This window comes from Mycobacterium haemophilum DSM 44634 (genome assembly GCF_000340435.2).
GTDB lineage: Bacteria > Actinomycetota > Actinomycetes > Mycobacteriales > Mycobacteriaceae > Mycobacterium > Mycobacterium haemophilum.
In genome coordinates this window covers 1,940,760-1,958,472 of record NZ_CP011883.2, presented here as the reverse complement: position 1 = coordinate 1,958,472, position 17,713 = coordinate 1,940,760, and the positions used below count along the sequence as shown (strand labels likewise).

Below are 17,713 nucleotides of genomic sequence, written 5' to 3'. Positions count from 1 at the left end.
TTCGATCTACCTATCAACTAAGCTCTCGAGCTGGCCGATGGTATCGATGAACTCCGCCACCATGTCGAGCACCACGGCGCGTGCCGGGCGAACGCGGTCCAGCGAGCCGACCACCTGACCAACGAAATAGGTCGCTAACTCGCGCGCCTTGGCGCCCGGGTGGCCCGCGGCCTGGTTGATACGCACCTGCGGGTCACCAATGAGTGCACTCTGCAGCGGCATACCAAGCGGGTCGGGGCTATCAGGCCGGTCCCACTCGTCGGTCCAGGCCGTGCGCAGCATCCGCGCCGGCTTACCGGTCAGCGATCGGGACCGCACCGTGTCCGAGGAAGTGGCGGCCAAGAACTTATCCTTGATCACCGGCGGCGTCTCGGCTTCCTCGGTAGTCAGCCACACCGACCCACACCACACGCCCTCGGCGCCCAATGCTAGGGCCGCCGCGATCTGACGCCCGCGGGCGATCCCACCGGCAGCCAATACGGGAAGTGGATCGACGGCATCTACTATTTCGGGGACTAAAACCATGGTCGCCACTTCACCGGTGTGACCGCCGGCCTCGGTGCCCTGCGCCACGATCAGGTCGACACCCGCGGCAGCGTGCCGCCGCGCGTGTTGCGTCGTTCCCGCTAGTGCGGCTACCAGCACGTTGTGGTTGTGGGCACGTTCGACGACGTCCGACGGTGGCGGACCGAGCGCGCTGGCGATCAGCCTGATGCGGTGAGCGAAGGCGACGTCGAGCAGCGGCTGGTAGCCCATGGGTGAGATGTTGAGCCCGCCGCTCGAGCCGCGCGACACCGCCCCGGTATCCGGGGTCGGCGCGATGTCATACCGGAACAGCAAATCGTCCACGAACGCACGGTGCTCCGCAGGCAGCAGCGCCTGAACCCGTTGGGCGTCAATCCCGCCTTGCTCGGCACCAACGTACTTGGGCGGCAACAGCAAATCGACCCCGTAGGGCTTGCCGCCGGTCTGTTCCTCGATCCAGGTCAGCTCGTTCTGGAGCCGCTGCGGGCTGTGCGCGACGGCGCCGAGGATCCCGAACCCACCCGCGTTTGACACCGCGGCTACGACGTCGCGGCAGTGGCTGAAAGCGCATATCGGGAACTCAACACCGAGGAGTTCGGCAACCCTGGTCCGCATTTCACGACGCTAGGAGTTATTGATTGATATGTCAATCAAATGTGGACATGGCTTGAACACCGCGCCAACCACTCGCGTTCGGCGAGCAAGCATCTTGTTTTTCCCGCGACCGCACGATTTCCCGACGTGTGTGGCGTTAACCGACTATGCTGCTGGTCACTTCAGGATTTCAAGCTTGACTTTGTCGATGTGGGGGTCGGTGGACCTACGTGCGGCACCGCGGTTTTCGCGGTATTCCCATCTACATCGGAATTCGACAACGTTTTCTGACAGCGCGTGAGAAGACGTGAAGTATTGCCAACAAGAGGATCCCGGTAGACATCTAGGCGCGAACCAAGACGACCGACTAGGAGCAGCCCGACAATGAAATTTGCATTGGCGGTCCATGGAACTCGAGGCGATGTCGAGCCCTGCGCCGCGGTTGGTCTAGAGCTGTTGCGCCGAGGACACGACGTGCGCATGGCGGTTCCCCCCAACCTGGTGGAGTTCACCGAATCGATCGGTCTGGCGGCGTTCGCGTATGGCCCGGACTCGCAGGCGCAGCTGGACGAGGACCTTTTTCAAAATTTGTGGAAGGTCCGCAATCCGATCGGCGTGCTACACGCAGGCACCGAGTACATCACGCGGGGCTGGGCAGAAATGAGCACGACGCTGACGGTGCTCGCGGACGGAGCCGACCTGATTTTGCATGGTCAGACTTACCAAGGGGTCGCCGCCAATATCGCAGAGTACTACGGCATTCCGATGGCAGCGCTGCATCACTTCCCGCACCGAGTCAACGGCCAACTGCTTCCCGTTGTGCCGCCGTCGTTGATCCGCACCACGATGAAGGTTGGCGAGTGGATCTATTGGCGCATGACGAAAGCGGCGGAAGACGCGCAGCGCAGTGACTTGGGAATGGCGAAGTCACTGACCTCCTCGGTGCGCCGCATTGCGGAACGCGGCTCGCTGGAGATCCAAGCTTACGAAGAGCTCTACTTTCCGGGACTGGCAACCGAATGGGGTAGCCGACGCCCATTTGTCGGCGCACTGACGCTCGAATTGCCGACCGACACCGACGACGAGGTTGCATCGTGGATTGCCGCGGGAACACCGCCGATCTACTTCGGTTTTGGCAGCATGCGGGTCGAATCTCCCGCCGACACAGTCGCCATGATCAGCGAGGCCTGCGCACAGCTCGGCGAGCGAGCCTTGATTTGCTCTGGCGCAAGCAATTTCAATGACTTACCACATCGTGACCACGTCAAAGTGGTCCGGGAGGTCAACCACGCTGCGGTCCTTCCCACTTGCCGCGCCGTCGTCCACCACGGGGGCGCGGGTACCACGGCCGCAGGCATGCGAGCCGGAATCCCCACCTTGGTCCTCTGGATCGGAGCCGAACAGCCGATCTGGGCAGCTCAGGTCAAACGGCTAAAAGCCGGCACGTCGCGGCGCTTCGCGAGCGCCACCAGGAAATCACTGATCGCCGACCTGCGCCGGATCCTCATGCCCCAATATGTCGCTCGAGCCCGCGAAATCGCCACCCTGATGACCAAACCGACGGCCAGCATTACCCGCACCGCTGATCTACTGGAACAAAGTGCCCGCCTCGGCGTCTGACATGGCCGGTGGTCCCCAAAATACAAAGAAGCAACGGGGCTAGTCGATCACACCGGTCAGGTCAAACTGCCCAAGCGTGTGCGCCACCAGCTCACGCAATAGGGGCTTGGAGTTCTCCACGCCAGGCTGATAGGCAACGATGCTGATCGACATCTTGCCGGTGATGCGTCCAGCCACCAGAGTGAGAAGGCCACGTCTTTTCTCCAGGAGCTGTCGCGTTACATGTCGGTCTACCCCTCGTAGCATGACGTAGTCAGCGTCGGTCCCATCAACACGACCGACGGCAGGATCGAGGTCTCCAAGAAACGAGCAGGCCACCGGGAGATCAGCGGTTAACAGTGCATCGGCGGCTCGTCTCACCACTCTCTTCGGGATAAACGGGGTCAGTGGAAGGATCTGCAGCGCCGGATCGGGCACTTCCCGCGCCATCTTCAGTCCCTGCCTGATGGCGACACGGACATCGGACAAGTCTGTCGTGACCTGCATTGGGTCAACGCTGGCGTGGGCAAGAATTGCTGCGTTCGCACGCGTATCGTCCGGGATCCGGTCGCTCATAGGGAAGTACAACGTGACGGCGCGGTCGTCGGCGCATCGCCCCATACGTTCGGCGAATTTCGCAGCGAACCCGGCAAGCAACGAGTTGCTAGTTCCAGCAAGGGTTTTGGCTCGGTCATCCCAGTCTTCAAGATCGACGTAGACAGTGATCGCCGGAACGACAAAGTTGCGATCGGCGCCCGCTGCTGAGATCAATGTGGTTCGCGATTCTCGTGATTGACCGAAATCACGTCGGCGGGCGTATACCAGTTTGGCCGCTGCGACAAGGGTTCGAGCGACCTCAGGCACACCCCGGGCGGTCTCGCGGAGATCGGAAGCCGCAGCGCGAAGTCGAGTCCGCGAATTTGGCGGTGGGTAGCCAAAATCGCGTACATTGCCCTTGACGGCATCGATGACAGTGGCAAAACCCCCGAAACCGTCCGCCAGACAGTGCGAAATCACCAGGCTGACCGCATTCGAACCGTCGGTAAGCGGCAGGACTCCGATATGCCAGCCGGGCCCCCATTCCGGATCAATGGGCAGTTGTGCGCGTTCATCCGCCCAGTCGCTGAGCTCAGCGCGTGGGCGGGCGCACTCTGCGATCTCGATGTTGGACGGCGGCTCCTCGGACGCGACCCATCGATGTCGACCGAACGGCAGCGGTGAACGCTCGATCCGCCGTCCCATCAACCCGTGACCGAAATTGCGATGAAAACGGCTCAGCCCATCGAAATCGAGAGCGCGCTCATACAGCCACACGGCCTGGGCAACAGGCTCTTGACCAGTGGCACGTAACGACAGAAACATGACCTGATCCGCAAACGAGAGCCGATTGTCCGGCGGTGCTGCTGGACATCCAGTCATCGATTCGACCCTTTCTCATTCGAAACGTTGAAATGGCGGTCCCCACTTGAGGATTGCCGCGTGGTCGGCATCCATGATCGGGTCGTTGCAGCGGGCTGCGCAGGCGCCACGTTCGGACTCACGTGCGGAAAGAAGTCCCCCACCTCGGCTCTCTCGATCCCGCTTCGGCACATCCCACGATTTATCATGTGGATCGGCAGTTTACTGGCTGCGCTCCATACTTGGAGCAAAATAGCCTGCTCGAGGAAATACCCGGGTGCCATCAAGCACTGCGACCCGCGTGTCGTGCCCGCACCACTTGGCGACGCAAGGAGCTCACCTTCACCGAGATCACCCCTAGGGCGATCGGCCGTCGGGCGGCCAGCTAGAAACGCCCTCCTCCAACGGGACGTTGAGACTACGCGTAATTGAGGCGATCATTCGCCACGCGCCGATAGCGGTGATCAGTTCGACGAGAACTGTTCTGTCGCTATGCAGTTCGCGTTCACAGGCGGACCAGCTATCGGCGCTCACCGCGCCATCATGTACCACGTCATCGGTGGCTGCCAAGACCGCCCGCTCAGCAGGCCCGAACCCGGTGTATGCCCGCCAATCACGCACGCCGAGCAGATCGTTGGCCGATACGCCGAGCCTCGAAGCAACGCGCCAGTGCTGGGTCCACTCGTAGTCAGACCCGGTGAGCCAGCTGATCCGCATAATGATCAACTCGCGTAGTCGGCAGTCGAGGGCACCGTGCCACAGCATGGTGGCAAGCAGGTCATTGAGGGCCCGCGCCAATTGCGGGTGGTTCAGTAACACCTGGAAGATGCTGAGCTCGGCCATGTAGTCCGGCACGCCCGCTTCGTCGGCAGCGGCCTTGGCGTCACCGAGCGGCAGTCGGGGGACGCGAGATGTGGTCATGGTGTGAGCACTCCGTGGACTAGCGAGACACCAACGCGTTCACCGGCCATGGTAGTCATGGCGAATCCGCTGCGCTGCCGAGCCGAACGCGCCGGCGTAGCAAGTCCCCACCAAACCAAGCGCAAAGCGGTAGGCGGTGACGTCCGTCAATTTCGCGCAGCTCTTTGAATACAACTTTGAATACAACGGGTCGCATGCTCGCGGACCGGCAGCGAGGAAATTTTCGGTTCGTCCACCCGATTTTTCCACGCGCCGGATATCAAGCGGCTACGCTGTTGAGCACTTGCTAAATTGACGATTTGACCTGGATGTTGGGGGGAGTGGAGCTCCGTGCGATGCTGCAGATTTCCCAACACCAAGGGTGCCGGCTTTGCGGAGGCGTCGACTCCCCTGACTTGCTGCGCGCAGCTCGGCTGTGCAACAACGCAGCTAGCCTCGACGATTGTCCCGGCTGATGGGCAATGCTGAGGTAGCCCGCCCCGGCGGCATCTTCGACCGACTAGGCGACTTGGTCGTCCAGTGGCCCGTTCTGGTCATCGGATTCTGGATCGCCATCGCGGGCATTCTTAGTACCTCATTACCGCCCCTGGCCGCGATTGCCGCACAAAGTCAGGGCGGGGCCCTGCCGAACGACTCCGCAACGATGGTCACAGCCCGCGAAATGACCAAGGCGTTTCACGAAACAGGCAAAGGCGCCCAGGTCATGGTCATCTTGACCAACGAGAATGGCCTAAGTCCCGCCGATGTGGATACGTACCGCGCACTGGTGGACAAGCTGCACCAGGAACCGGCGAACACGCTGTCGACGCAGGACTTCATCAGCCAACCGAAAATGCACGACTTCTTAACCAGCAAGGACAACAAGGCCTGGAATCTACCGATCAGCTTCCCCGATAACCCAGGTACACCGGCAACTGATGCGGCATACAAGCGAGTCAAGGAGATCGTCAAGCAGACCGTCGCGGGATCCACGCTAACCGCAAACTATTCCGGCGGGCTGCCCAGCATAGAAGACCTGACCAACATCGGTATGGCGGATGCGCATCTCATCGAGATCGGCACCGCAGCCAGTGTGCTAATCATCTTGTTGATCATCTATCGCAACCTGATCACCATGATGGTACCGCTGGTCACGATTGGCATATCGATAACGACCGCGCAGGGCGTTATGTCTGGGCTCACCCAATTCGGCCTGGACGTGAATACGCAAACCCTGATCTTCATGAGCGCCGTCATGATCGGGGCAGGGACCGATTACGCTGTCTTTCTGATCAGCCGATATCACGACAATGTGCGGCTTGGCAGAAATTCTGATCAAGCCGTCAAACATGCGTTAATGTCTATCGGAAAGGTGATCGCCGCGTCGGCGGCCACCGTGGCGGTCACGTTTCTCGCGATGATCTTCACCAAATTGCCGGTGTTTTCGACAATCGGCCCAGCAATTTCAGTCTCGATCGGCGTGGCGTTTCTGGCTGCGGTAACGCTGCTGCCCGCCATCCTCGTCCTCATCGGGCGACGAGGCTGGATCAAGCCACGAGGCGACCTGACCCACCGTTTCTGGCGCCGAACTGGAACACGCATTGTGCGCCGACCCAAAATCCATCTGGTGGCGAGTCTGATCGTCCTCATTGCCCTGGCCAGCTGCACGGCCCTGGTGAGCTTCAACTATGACGATCTCCGGGCACTGCCGGATGACACCCCGAGTGTCGCCGGACGCGACGCGATGGAACGCCATTTCGCGCCGAACCTAACGTCTCCAATGGTGCTCTTCATCAAGTCGTCACACGACTTGCGGGCCCCGGCCGCACTGGCCGACCTGGAGCAGATGGCTCACCGAATAAGCCAACTGCCCAATATCACGGTGGTGCGCGGCTTGACCCGGCCCGAAGGAGAGCCGCCGGACCAGACCAAAGTGTCGTATCAGGCCGGCGAAGTCGGCGACAAACTCGACCAAGCATCCACCCAGATCCACGACCACAGTGGCGATATGGACAAGCTGGTCAATGGTGCGAACACGTTGGCCGACGCCCTAGCCCAAATACGGGGCCAGGTCAACGGAGCGATGGGTACCGTCAGCACGCTGGTCACGCTGCTGACCACGATGAAGCAACTGATGGGCGGCGATAAAACGCTGAGCAGCCTTGAGCAAACGTCCAAACTCGTCACCCGCATGCGAGCCCTCGGTGATGCCCTCAATGCCAACGTGTCGGATGTCGGAAACGCCGCCACGTGGGCCAGCCCGATGGTGGCAGCTCTCAATGCCAGCCCGGTCTGCAACGCCAACCCCTCGTGCAGAGCCTCGCGGGCCCAGTTGCAGGCATTAGTCGTCGCGCAGTCCAACGGGACTCTTAAGAGCATTGCCGAGCTAGCGCACAACTTGCAGCAAACCAAAGAAGTGCAAACAGTCGGCCAGACGGTGACCAAACTACAGAAATCGCTAGACCAAGCCGTCAGCACCTTAAAGTCTATTGACGGACTGCAGGCGCGAATGAACCAATTACAGCAAGGCGCCAATGCCCTGGCCGAAGGCAGCCGCGCAGTTGCCGACGGCGTGCAAGCGTTGGTCGAGCAAACCAAGCAGATGGGTCTGGGGCTTAACGATGCGTCGTCATTCCTTTTGGGGATGAAACGCGACGCGGACAAGCCGTCGATGGCGGGCTTCAATATTCCGTCGCAGGTACTGGCTGGGGACGACTTCAAGAAAGGCAGCGTTTTTTTCATCTCACCCGACGGGCACGCGGTGCGTTACCTCATACAGAGCGCAATACCTGCATTTACCCCCGCTGCCATGGAGCAGGTCGCCGATATCCTCGCGGCGGCACGAGCCGCCCTACCGAATACCGAGCTGTCGGATGCCTCAATATCACTGGCGGGAATTCCGAGTGGGCTTCGAGACACGCGTGACTATTACAATGCAGACATCCAATTCATTGTCGCGGCGACCGTCATCATCGTATTTCTCATTCTCGCTATTTTGCTGCGCGCGATTATCGCTCCGCTATACTTAATTGGCTCGGTGCTGCTTTCATTCTTATCTGCCCAGGGAATCGGCGTGCTCGTTTTCCAGCTAATACTTGGCAAGGAATTGCATTGGAGCCTTCCCGGACTGTCCTTCATATTATTGGTAGCAGTCGGCGCCGATTACAACATGCTGCTCATCTCCCGGATCCGTGATGAATCACCACATGGCGTGCGGGTGGGCGTCATCCGCACAGTGGGTTCGACCGGCGGTGTGATCACGTCGGCGGGTCTCATCTTCGCCGCCTCAATGTTCGGCTTGCTGGCCGGCAGTGTCATGACCATGGTCGAGGCCGGTTTCATAATCGGCTCGGGCATTCTGATCGACACGTTCTTGGTGCGCACCATCACGGTGCCGGCTCTGGCCGCAATGATCGGGCAGGCAAACTGGTGGCCATCACGAATCGGATCCCGCAAGGCTACGCACCTGCACCGGCAACAATCGATTCAGCTACCCACCACTCGACCTCCGGTCGGCGCCGCTAGCGGACGACCTCACGCCGCACGGCCCGCGTTGCAGACAACAGGAGTCGTCACCTGTGATCACGGAAGCGACGAACCAATCGATCCCGATGGCCAAGCGCTGCCGCTGTTTGGCCCCAACGGGTTATCCCAGATCCTGACCACCACGCCGCGAGAGCCAACAGCAGATTGCCCAATCAATGGCAACAGCAACGGCAATCACCGCAACCGGGTCGACAGCCACCCGCTACCGCTGTTCGGCCCTAACCGCCTACCTCAGCTGACCAACCTGCAGAAATTGACGCCGTTCCTCCCAAACGCCAACGGCAACGGCCACACCAACGGCAACGGCCATACCAACGGCAACGGCAGTGGCAATAGCCACACCAATGGCAATGGCAAACACCCAAGCGACCGTCTCGACGGCCACCCGCTACCCCTATTCGGCCCCAACGACCTACCTGAGCTGACCAACCTGCGTAATACCCTGCGTAATGCGAGGCCAGATTCCCACGGCAACGGCCAACACGCTCTCGACGATCTCGACAGCCACCCGCTACCGCTATTCGGCCCTAACCGCTTACCTCAGCTGACCAAGTTGCTAACGACGACACCAACCTCCAACGGCAAACACGACGTCGACCATCCACAGGAAATGATCAATCGGCCGGTGACCACTTAGTTCTTACGGCGCAACGCTTCTCGTGTCCATGACCGGGGTCCGGTCACGCTGCTGTCAGGGAGATGACGGCACTAAACGTCTAGACGCGTGAACTCGTCGTGTTGATACAACTCGACACACTGCGCTCGTCTGACCTTGCCACTTGTGGTGATGGGAATTGCCCCTGGGGACACCAGGACGAGATCTGCTACCCGCAACCCGTGCGACTTTGATATCGCCGAGGTGACTTCACGCTTGACGACGCGCAGCGACGTCGCATCCTCGTCGGAGCCGTTCCGCTTCTTGAGTTCGATAATCGCGACCAGCTTCTCAACACCATGATCGGGAACCGCGATTGCCGCGCAGCGGCCGGGGGTGACTTCTTGAATCGTCGCTTCGATGTCGTCTGGAGAGTGATTGCGGCCGTAGACGATCAAGAGGTCCTTGATGCGGCCGATGATAAACAGGTCGCCTTCGGAGAAGAAGCCTGAGTCTCCGGTTTTCAGCCAGGGACCTTCGGGCGTGCCGGCCGACGGGTTGACAATGGTTGCACTGAACTTGCACACCGACTCCTCGGGCTTCTGCCAATAGCCGGTAGCAACGTTGCGGCCGTGCACCCAAATCTCACCGACCGTTTCCGCCGGACACTCGACAGCGGTGTCGGGATCGACGACGCGCACCAGCGGTGACGTCGCCACGCCGTAACTCACCAGCGGTGTGCCGCTTCCGCTCGCGCACCGCTTCGCGTTGCCTGCCGCAAGTTCGTCGGATTCGAAGTGAACGACCTCTGGCGGCGTCCACGCTTCGCGGGTCGCCACGAACACCGTTGCTTCAGCCATTCCATACGAGGGCCGCAGCACCGTGGGATCAAGGTTGTAGGCAGCGAACCGATCAACGAATCGTTTGAGGGTCACCGGCTGTACCCGCTCACTACCGTTGAGAATGCAGTGCACATCCCCGAGGTCAAGCCCGGCCATTTCGTCGTCTGAGGTCTTGCGGGCCGCCACCTCGAACGCGAAGTTTGGCGCTGCCGAATACACGCGACTGTTGTTTGCCAGCAATTGCATCCACCGGCTCGGCCGCTGCAGAAATCCCGCCGGGCTGGTCAACACCGCGTGAGCTCCGGCCAAAATCGGCAGCATGATTCCTACGATGAAACCCATATCGTGATAGAAGGGCAGCCACGACACAAACGTGGTATCGGGCGGAGGAACGTTTCCGTGAGTTCCATAGTAGCCGGCCATTATTTGCTCGAAATTGGTGAAGAGGTTCTTGTTCGAAACCATCACACCGGCCGGCGTACGGGTGGATCCCGACGTGTACTGCAGATACAACGTACTCGGCCAGTCGACACCGGCCGCGCGAGCGCCTGGCCGACTCGATGAGCGAAGCCGAGAGTCTAGATCCAGCACATCAACTTCGACGATTGATGCGGCAGGTTGGTCAGGCCGCGGCTGTGCATACGGGGCCACTTGGTCAGCGACCGCAGACGTGGTGAGAATGACAGCGGGCGAAGTATCACCCAACACCGAAATCGCACGCTCGTCGTGCGCGCCACCGTGTGGAACCGATAGCGGAACCGCGATAAGCCCGGCCTGGAATGCGCCTAGTAATCCGACTATATAGTCAAGTCCCTGCGGCGCCAGTATCACCGCCCGATCACCGGGCGACCCGGAAATTCTGAGCACTTCGGCGACGTTGAGCATTCGCCGATACAACTGCGACCACGTCAGGCTTGCTGCGACGCCGTCCCAATCCTGCTCGTAGTCAATAAATGTGAGCGCCGTGTCATTGGGCGCCAGACTGGCGCGCTCACGCAGCACACCAGGTATCGAAGGCTCAACCACGGGCCTCACACTACCTCGGATGTGCACCAGACGGTCGCAGATTCTCTCCTCCCAACCACAAGCAGCACTTAGCTATGAGGAGGCCGCTCATCAACCACGCCTGAAGGTCGGCAACAAACGGGAAAGAGCGGGTTCGAGACCGCCAACGGCTGTGGTATTCGACCTAGTCAACCGGCGAAAGAGAGCCTCACGTAAATTTTTTTGGACGTACGCACAATTCATCCACACGCGTGGATCCAAGCGGCTACGCTGCAGATCACTTGACTAGTTAACGGCTGGCTTGGATGCGGGGGAAACGTGCTTCTATGCCTGATACGTGCCATCCCCGACCCGGGTCCCGACGCGACAGCATCTCGTTCAGGCTGGGGCGAAAAGAGGTGAGCGGCCATGAATGACCCACACATGACGCCTGTTGCCGTGATCGGCATGGCATGCCGGCTTCCAGGCGGGATCAATTCCCCCGAGCAGTTATGGGAGGCGTTGGCCCGCGGCGACGACTTGGTCACCGAAATCCCCACCGACCGTTGGGATGCCGACGAGTACTACGACCCCGAGCGTGGCGTGCCCGGTCGCTCGGTGTGCCGGTGGGGCGGATTCCTGGATGACGTCGCGGGTTTCGATTCGGATTTCTTCGGGATGACCCAGCAGGAGGCGACGGTAATCGATCCGCAGCACCGGCTGTTGCTGGAAATCTCCTGGGAGGCCATCGAACACGCGGGTCTTAATCCGGCGACGATGACGGACACGCGGACCGGTGTATTCGTGGGATTGATGCATGACGACTACACCTTGGTGGCAGCCAATGCTCAAGCCCTGGAAGGACCGTACGGCATCACGGGCACCGGCTTCAGCTTGGCGTCGGGGCGGATCGCCTACGCGCTGCAGGCCCATGGTCCGGCGTTGACGGTCGACACGGCGTGCTCGTCAGGCCTGGCCTCGGTGCACGTGGCATGCCGCAGCCTGCACGACGGCGAAAGCGATCTTGCCTTGGCCGGCGGCGCCAACGTGCTGCTGGATCCACGCAAATACTCCTCGGCCTCGGCCCAAGGCATGCTGTCCGCGACCGGACACTGCCATCCGTTTGACGTCGAGGCGGACGGATTCGTGCCCGCCGAGGGTTGCGCAATCGTGGTTCTCAAGCGGTTGCCGGATGCGCTGCGCGACGGTGATCGGATTCTGGCCGTCGTCCGTGGTACCGCCGCCAATCAGGATGGCCGCACGGTAAACATCGCGGTGCCGTCGCAGCCCGCACAGGTCGAGGCCTTCCAGAATGCATTGGCCGTGGGAGGCGTGGACGCGGGCACGGTCGGCATGGTGGAGGCGCATGGCACGGGTACCCCGGTCGGCGACCCGATCGAGTTCCGGGGCCTGGCTGAGGTATATGGCCTCGACGGCCCGTGCGTGCTCACATCAGCCAAGAGCAATTTCGGACACGCCCAGTCAGCCGCGGGAACATTAGGGCTGATGAAGGCGGTCCTCTCCGTGCAGCACGGTGTTGTCCCACCCAACCTGCACTTCAACCGCCTGCCTGATGACCTTGCCGAAATCGACACGGAACTCTTTGTGGCACAAGAGCTTACCCCCTGGCCGACGAACGGTCAGCAGCCCCGCAGGGCCGCGGTGTCGTCGTATGGAATATCCGGAACGAACGTGCACGCCATTGTCGAACAAGCCCCGCAGACCATTGCATGCAATGACGCGCTAGCTAACCCCGCCATTGACGGTGCGCTGATTTTTCCGCTGTCCGCGACTTCCGCCGACGGGCTGCGGCAAACCGCCGCACGGCTCGCTGACTGGGTCGAGGCCCACGTGCAGGACCTGACGGCGTCTGATCTGGCCTACACGCTTGCCCGTCGGCGTGGGCATCGACCAGTACGGACATCCATACTGGCCAGCAACCCCCAGGAACTAGCAAAGGCATTGCGGGTGGCCGCCGAGGACGAGACTCCGCGTCAGGCCGCGGTGGGGCAAGATGACCGCGGCCCGGTGTGGGTGTTCTCCGGGCAAGGTTCGCAGTGGGCCGCTATGGGCGCCGACCTGCTCGCGACCGAACCTGTGTTCGCAGCGACCGTCGCGGAACTGGAACCGCTGATCGCCCGCGAGTCAGGGTTCTCGGTGACCGAAACATTATCCGCGCCAGAGACCGTAAGTGGCATCGACCGGATCCAGCCGACCATCTTCGCCATGCAGGTAGCGCTGGCCGCCACCATGAAGTCCTACGGGGTGCACCCAGGCGCGGTCATTGGGCATTCCCTCGGAGAATCCGCGGCGGCCGTCGTCGCCGGAGCACTGTCGCCCGAAGACGGAGCCAAGGTTATTTGCCGTCGCTCTCGCCTGATGACCCGTATCGCTGGGGCCGGCGCCATGGCATCAGTGGAACTTCCTGCCCAGCAAGTGCTTTCAGAACTGATGGCTCGCGGCATCGACGACGTCGTCGTCTCGGTCGTAGCTTCTCCGCAGTCCACCGTGATCGGCGGCGCTACCACGACGGTGCGCGAGCTTGTCGCCGCGTGGGAACAGCGTGACGTGATGGCACGTGAGGTGGCCGTCGATGTCGCTTCGCACTCCGCGCAAGTCGATCCCATCCTCGACGAACTGTACGACATGCTGGCTGACCTCGAGCCCGTCACACCCGAGGTTCGGTATTACTCCGCAACCCTGTTCGACCCGCGCGAAGAGCCAATCTGCGATGCAGGTTATTGGGTGGACAATCTACGTCATACCGTGCGGTTCGGTGCCGCGGTGCAGGCCGCGCTGGAGGACGGATACCGAGTCTTTGCCGAGCTGGCACCACACCCGCTGCTGACCCGTGCCGTCGAGAAGACCGCCGAGAGCTTCGACGTTGCAGTAGCTGCCCTGGCCAGTTTGCGACGCGAGCAATCGCTACCGCACGGGCTGCGCGAACTGCTGGCCGATCTGCATAGCGCCGGCGCCGCGGTGGACTTCTCTGTCCTGTACCCCTGTGGGCAGCTGGTGGACACCCCGCTGCCGACCTGGACTCACCAACCGCTGCTGCTGAACCGCGATTATGGGGACCACCAGGCGCAGGGTCCCTGCACGGTCGCAGTCCACCCGTTGCTGGGCTCGCATGTGCGATTGCCGGAGGAGCCGGAGCGCCACGTATGGCAGGCCCAGGTCGGTACCAAAGCGCTGCCATGGTTGAGCGACCACCAAATACACAGTGCCGCTGCGCTTCCCGGGGCGGCCTACTGCGAGATGGCGCTAGCGGCGGCCCGCACCGTGCTCGGCGAGTCATCCGAAGTCCGCGACATTTGCTTCGAGCAGATGCTGTTGCTCGATGACGAGACGCCGCTATCAGCCGTCGCATCGGTGACATCACCGGGCGTCGTCGACTTCGTGGTGGAGACCTTCAGTGAAGGTGGAGTCGTTCGGCGGACCACAGCGGTGCTGCACCAGGCAGAGGATGACCAACAGCCACCCGCGTATGACATGCCTACCTTGCTGGCGGACCACCCACACCGGGTGCAGGGCGACGAGCTGCGGCAGCGGTTCGACGAGCACGGTATCCAATATGGTCCCGCTTTCACCGGACTAGTCGCGGTACACGTTGCAGATGAGGCGTCCAGCACGGTGCTGGCCGAAGTCGCGTTGCCTGCCGCGTTGCGCTCACAACAGCGGGGATACGGGATTCACCCTGCCCTGTTGGATGCCTGCTTCCAAGCCGTCGGTGCCCATTCCGACGTCCAGCTGGCAAGCAGCGGCGGTCTCATGCTGCCGTTGGGCGTGCACCAGATCCGTGCCTACGCACCTACTCGCGGCGCTCACTACTGCTATACGCGGGTGACCAATGTCGGGGCGGCCAGCGCAGAAACGGACCTCGACGTGCTGGACGAGCACGGAACAGTCCTGCTGAGCGTGCGCGGGTTGCAGCTCGGCACCGGGGCCTCCGAGAACGGTAACCGCGATCGGGTGCTGAGCGAGCGGCTGCTGACCATTGAGTGGCAACGCCGAGAGCTGCCCGAGGTCGACCCGGCGGAAGCCGGATCATGGCTGCTGATCACCACCTCCGATGCCGCCGACCTGGCGGCAACAGAGGTGACCGATGCGCTGAAGCTACATGGCGCGCAATGCGCGACCATGTGCTGGCCATGGCATGGCGACCACGCCAGCCACAAGGCCTACGCTGAGCGGCTACACAATCAGCTCGGCGCCGGCGGGTTCACCGGTGCAATCGTCCTCACCGGGCCGGACCACGGTAACCAAGCTGACACGTCGGCGGTCCGTGGCGGTGAGTACGTTCAGCATCTGGTGCGCATCGCCCGCGAACTACCGGAAATCTTGGGCGACGTGCCCCGGCTCTACGTCGTAACCAGAAGCGCCCAGACGGTGCTGGCCGACGACTGCGCCAACCTTGAGCAGGGTGGGTTGCGCGGTCTGCTGCGGGTGATCGGCGCCGAGCACCCACACCTGCGCGCCACACTCATCGACGTCGACGAGCACACCCAGGTCGAACACCTGGCGCGCCAATTGCTCACGGGCTCCGAAGAAGACGAGACCGCCTGGCGCAACGACGAGTGGTACACCGCCCGGTTATGCCCCACTCCGCTACGCCCCCAAGACCAACAAACCACCATCGTGGATCAACGACACGACGGTGTGCGCCTGCAGATCCGCACACCGGGCGACCTGCAAACGCTGGAGTTCGCGGCGTTTGACCGGGTGCCGCCTGGGCCCGGACAAATCGAGGTCGCCGTCAGCGCCTCGAGTATCAACTTCGCCGATGTCCTCGTCGCATTTGGCCGGTACGCCACCGTCGACGGGCAGATGCCGCGGCTGGGCACTGATTTCGCCGGCGTGGTGAGCGCGGTCGGGCCCGACGTCACCGATCACCAAGTCGGCGATCATGTCGGCGGCATGTCCCCCGACGGCTGCTGGGCCACGTTTGTCACCTGCGATGCCCGGCTGGCCACCAAAATCCCTCCGGGCCTCACCGACGCCCAGGCCGCAGCGGTGACCACCGCGACGGCCACCGCCTGGCACGGTCTGCATGACTTGGCTCGGATCAAAGCCGGTGACAAGGTGTTGATCCACTCAGCAACCGGCGGGGTCGGCCAAGCCGCGATCGCGATAGCACGCGCCGCGGGCGCTCAAATCTTCGCCACAGCAGGCAGCCCAAAGCGTCGAGAACTGTTGCACAGCATGGGCATTGAGCATGTCTACGACTCACGTAACATCGACTTCGCCGAGCAGATTCGCCGCGATACCAACGACTACGGCGTCGACATCGTGCTCAACTCGCTGGCTGGTGCCGCCCAACGCGCCGGGCTGGAATTGCTGTCCTGGGGTGGGCGGTTTGTCGAGATCGGCAAGCGCGACATCTACGGCGACACTCGGCTGGGTCTCTTCCCGTTCCGACGCAACCTCGCTTTTTACGGTGTCGACCTGGGGTTGCTGTCGCTCACCCATCCCCACCAGGTGCGGGACTTGCTGACCACCGTCTACCAGCTGACCGCTCAAGGCATGCTGCCGATGCCCGAAAGCATGCACTACCCGCTGGCCGAGGCGGCCACCGCGATTCGGGTGATTAGCGCCGCCGAACACACCGGCAAGCTCATCCTCGACGTCTCCCACACCGGGCGTAGCAGTGTAGTACTGCCGCCCGAGCAGGTCCCGGTCTTTCGCCCCGATGGCTCCTACCTCATCACCGGTGGCCTGGGTGGCCTTGGGCTGTTCCTGGCCGAAAAGATGGCCGCCGCCGGCGCTGGCCGAATCGTGCTCAACTCACGATCGACGCCCAGCCAAAAGGTGCTCGAGACCATCGAACTCGTCCGGGCCATCGGATCGGATGTCGTGGTGGTGTGCGGCGACATCGCCCAGGTCGACACCGCCCAACAGTTGGTCGCAGCCGCCACCGTCACCGGGCTTCCGTTGCGCGGTGTACTACACGCCGCCGCAGTCATCGAGGATGCCACCTTGACCAACATCACCGACGAGCTGGTCGACCGTGACTGGGCGCCCAAGGTGTACGGCGCATGGAATCTGCACCACGCCACCGCTACCGAGCCGTTGGACTGGTTCTGCTCATTTTCCTCGGCAGCCGCGTTGCTCGGCTCACCAGGCCAAGGCGCCTACGCCGCCGCCAACAGCTGGTTAGACGCCTTCACCTGTTGGCGACGCGCGCAGGGCCTTCCGGCCACCGCGATCGCCTGGGGACCCTGGGCCGAAATCGGGCGCGGCACCGCCTTCGCGGAAAGCACCGAAACCGCCATCACCCCCGACGAAGGCGCCTATGCGTTCGAAACATTGTTGCGCTACGACCGCGCCTACAGCGGTTACGCCCCGGTCATCGGAACGCCGTGGCTGACTGCCTTCGCACAACGGAGCCGGTTCGCTGAAGCGTTCCGGGCATTGGAACAAAAGCGTTCGGGCACGAGCAAATTCAGAACTGAACTAGAGTCACTACCACCGGACAAGTGGCCAAGCCAGCTACGGCGTCTGATCTCCGAACAGGTTAGCCTGATCCTGCGTCGTACCATCGATCCGGACCGTCAGCTCTCCGAATATGGCCTTGACTCGTTGGGGAACCTGGAGCTGCGCACCCGCGTCGAGACGGCAACGGGGATCCGGGTCGGCTCCACCGACATCACCACGGTTCGGGGTTTGGCGGATCACCTCTACACCATGCTGGCGCCGGAAGAAGCCTCAGCACCTTCGTAACGTTTCGGCA

General features: G+C 62.1%; 7 protein-coding genes. 3 read left to right on the top strand and 4 right to left on the bottom strand.

Translation table 11 applies throughout. The features are described 5' to 3' along the window. Positions 1–6: 6 nt before the first annotated feature. The gene (locus tag B586_RS09335) at positions 7–1,140 is read right to left on the bottom strand and encodes an NAD(P)H-dependent flavin oxidoreductase (protein WP_054880095.1); all 1,134 of its coding nucleotides are present in this window, start codon (positions 1,138–1,140) and stop codon (positions 7–9) included. Positions 1,141–1,503: 363 nt separating this feature from the next. Between B586_RS09335 and B586_RS09325 the strand changes: the two genes are divergently transcribed. Further along, the gene (locus B586_RS09325; RefSeq protein ID WP_054880097.1) at positions 1,504–2,739 is read left to right on the top strand and encodes a glycosyltransferase; all 1,236 of its coding nucleotides are present in this window, start codon (positions 1,504–1,506) and stop codon (positions 2,737–2,739) included. Between the two features lie 39 nt (positions 2,740–2,778). Here B586_RS09325 and B586_RS09320 read toward each other — a convergent pair whose 3' ends face one another. Together B586_RS09320 and B586_RS09315 are read right to left on the bottom strand one after the other, a co-directional pair. Continuing rightward, a complete protein-coding gene (locus B586_RS09320) occupies positions 2,779–4,137 on the bottom strand; it encodes a WS/DGAT/MGAT family O-acyltransferase (protein WP_054880098.1) in 1,359 nt (452 codons plus the stop codon). A gap of 336 nt (positions 4,138–4,473) precedes the next feature. Continuing rightward, on the bottom strand, positions 4,474–5,037 hold the full coding sequence (locus B586_RS09315) for a carboxymuconolactone decarboxylase family protein (protein ID WP_054880099.1): 564 nt from the start codon (positions 5,035–5,037) through the stop codon (positions 4,474–4,476). A 454-nt stretch (positions 5,038–5,491) separates the two neighbouring features. Between B586_RS09315 and B586_RS09305 the strand changes: the two genes are divergently transcribed. Then, positions 5,492–9,199 carry an MMPL/RND family transporter gene (locus B586_RS09305; protein WP_054880100.1) on the top strand — a complete coding sequence of 1,236 codons (3,708 nt, stop codon included), beginning with the start codon at positions 5,492–5,494 and terminating at the stop codon, positions 9,197–9,199. Positions 9,200–9,270: 71 nt separating this feature from the next. Here B586_RS09305 and B586_RS09300 read toward each other — a convergent pair whose 3' ends face one another. Beyond that, the gene (locus tag B586_RS09300; protein ID WP_054880101.1) at positions 9,271–11,025 is read right to left on the bottom strand and encodes an AMP-binding protein; all 1,755 of its coding nucleotides are present in this window, start codon (positions 11,023–11,025) and stop codon (positions 9,271–9,273) included. A 387-nt stretch (positions 11,026–11,412) separates the two neighbouring features. On the opposite strand from B586_RS09300, the gene pks2 reads away from it, so the two are divergent. Beyond that, positions 11,413–17,703: a sulfolipid-1 biosynthesis phthioceranic/hydroxyphthioceranic acid synthase gene (gene pks2, locus B586_RS09295; protein WP_054880102.1), complete on the top strand. Its 6,291-nt coding sequence runs from the start codon at positions 11,413–11,415 to the stop codon at positions 17,701–17,703. Positions 17,704–17,713 lie beyond the last annotated feature (10 nt).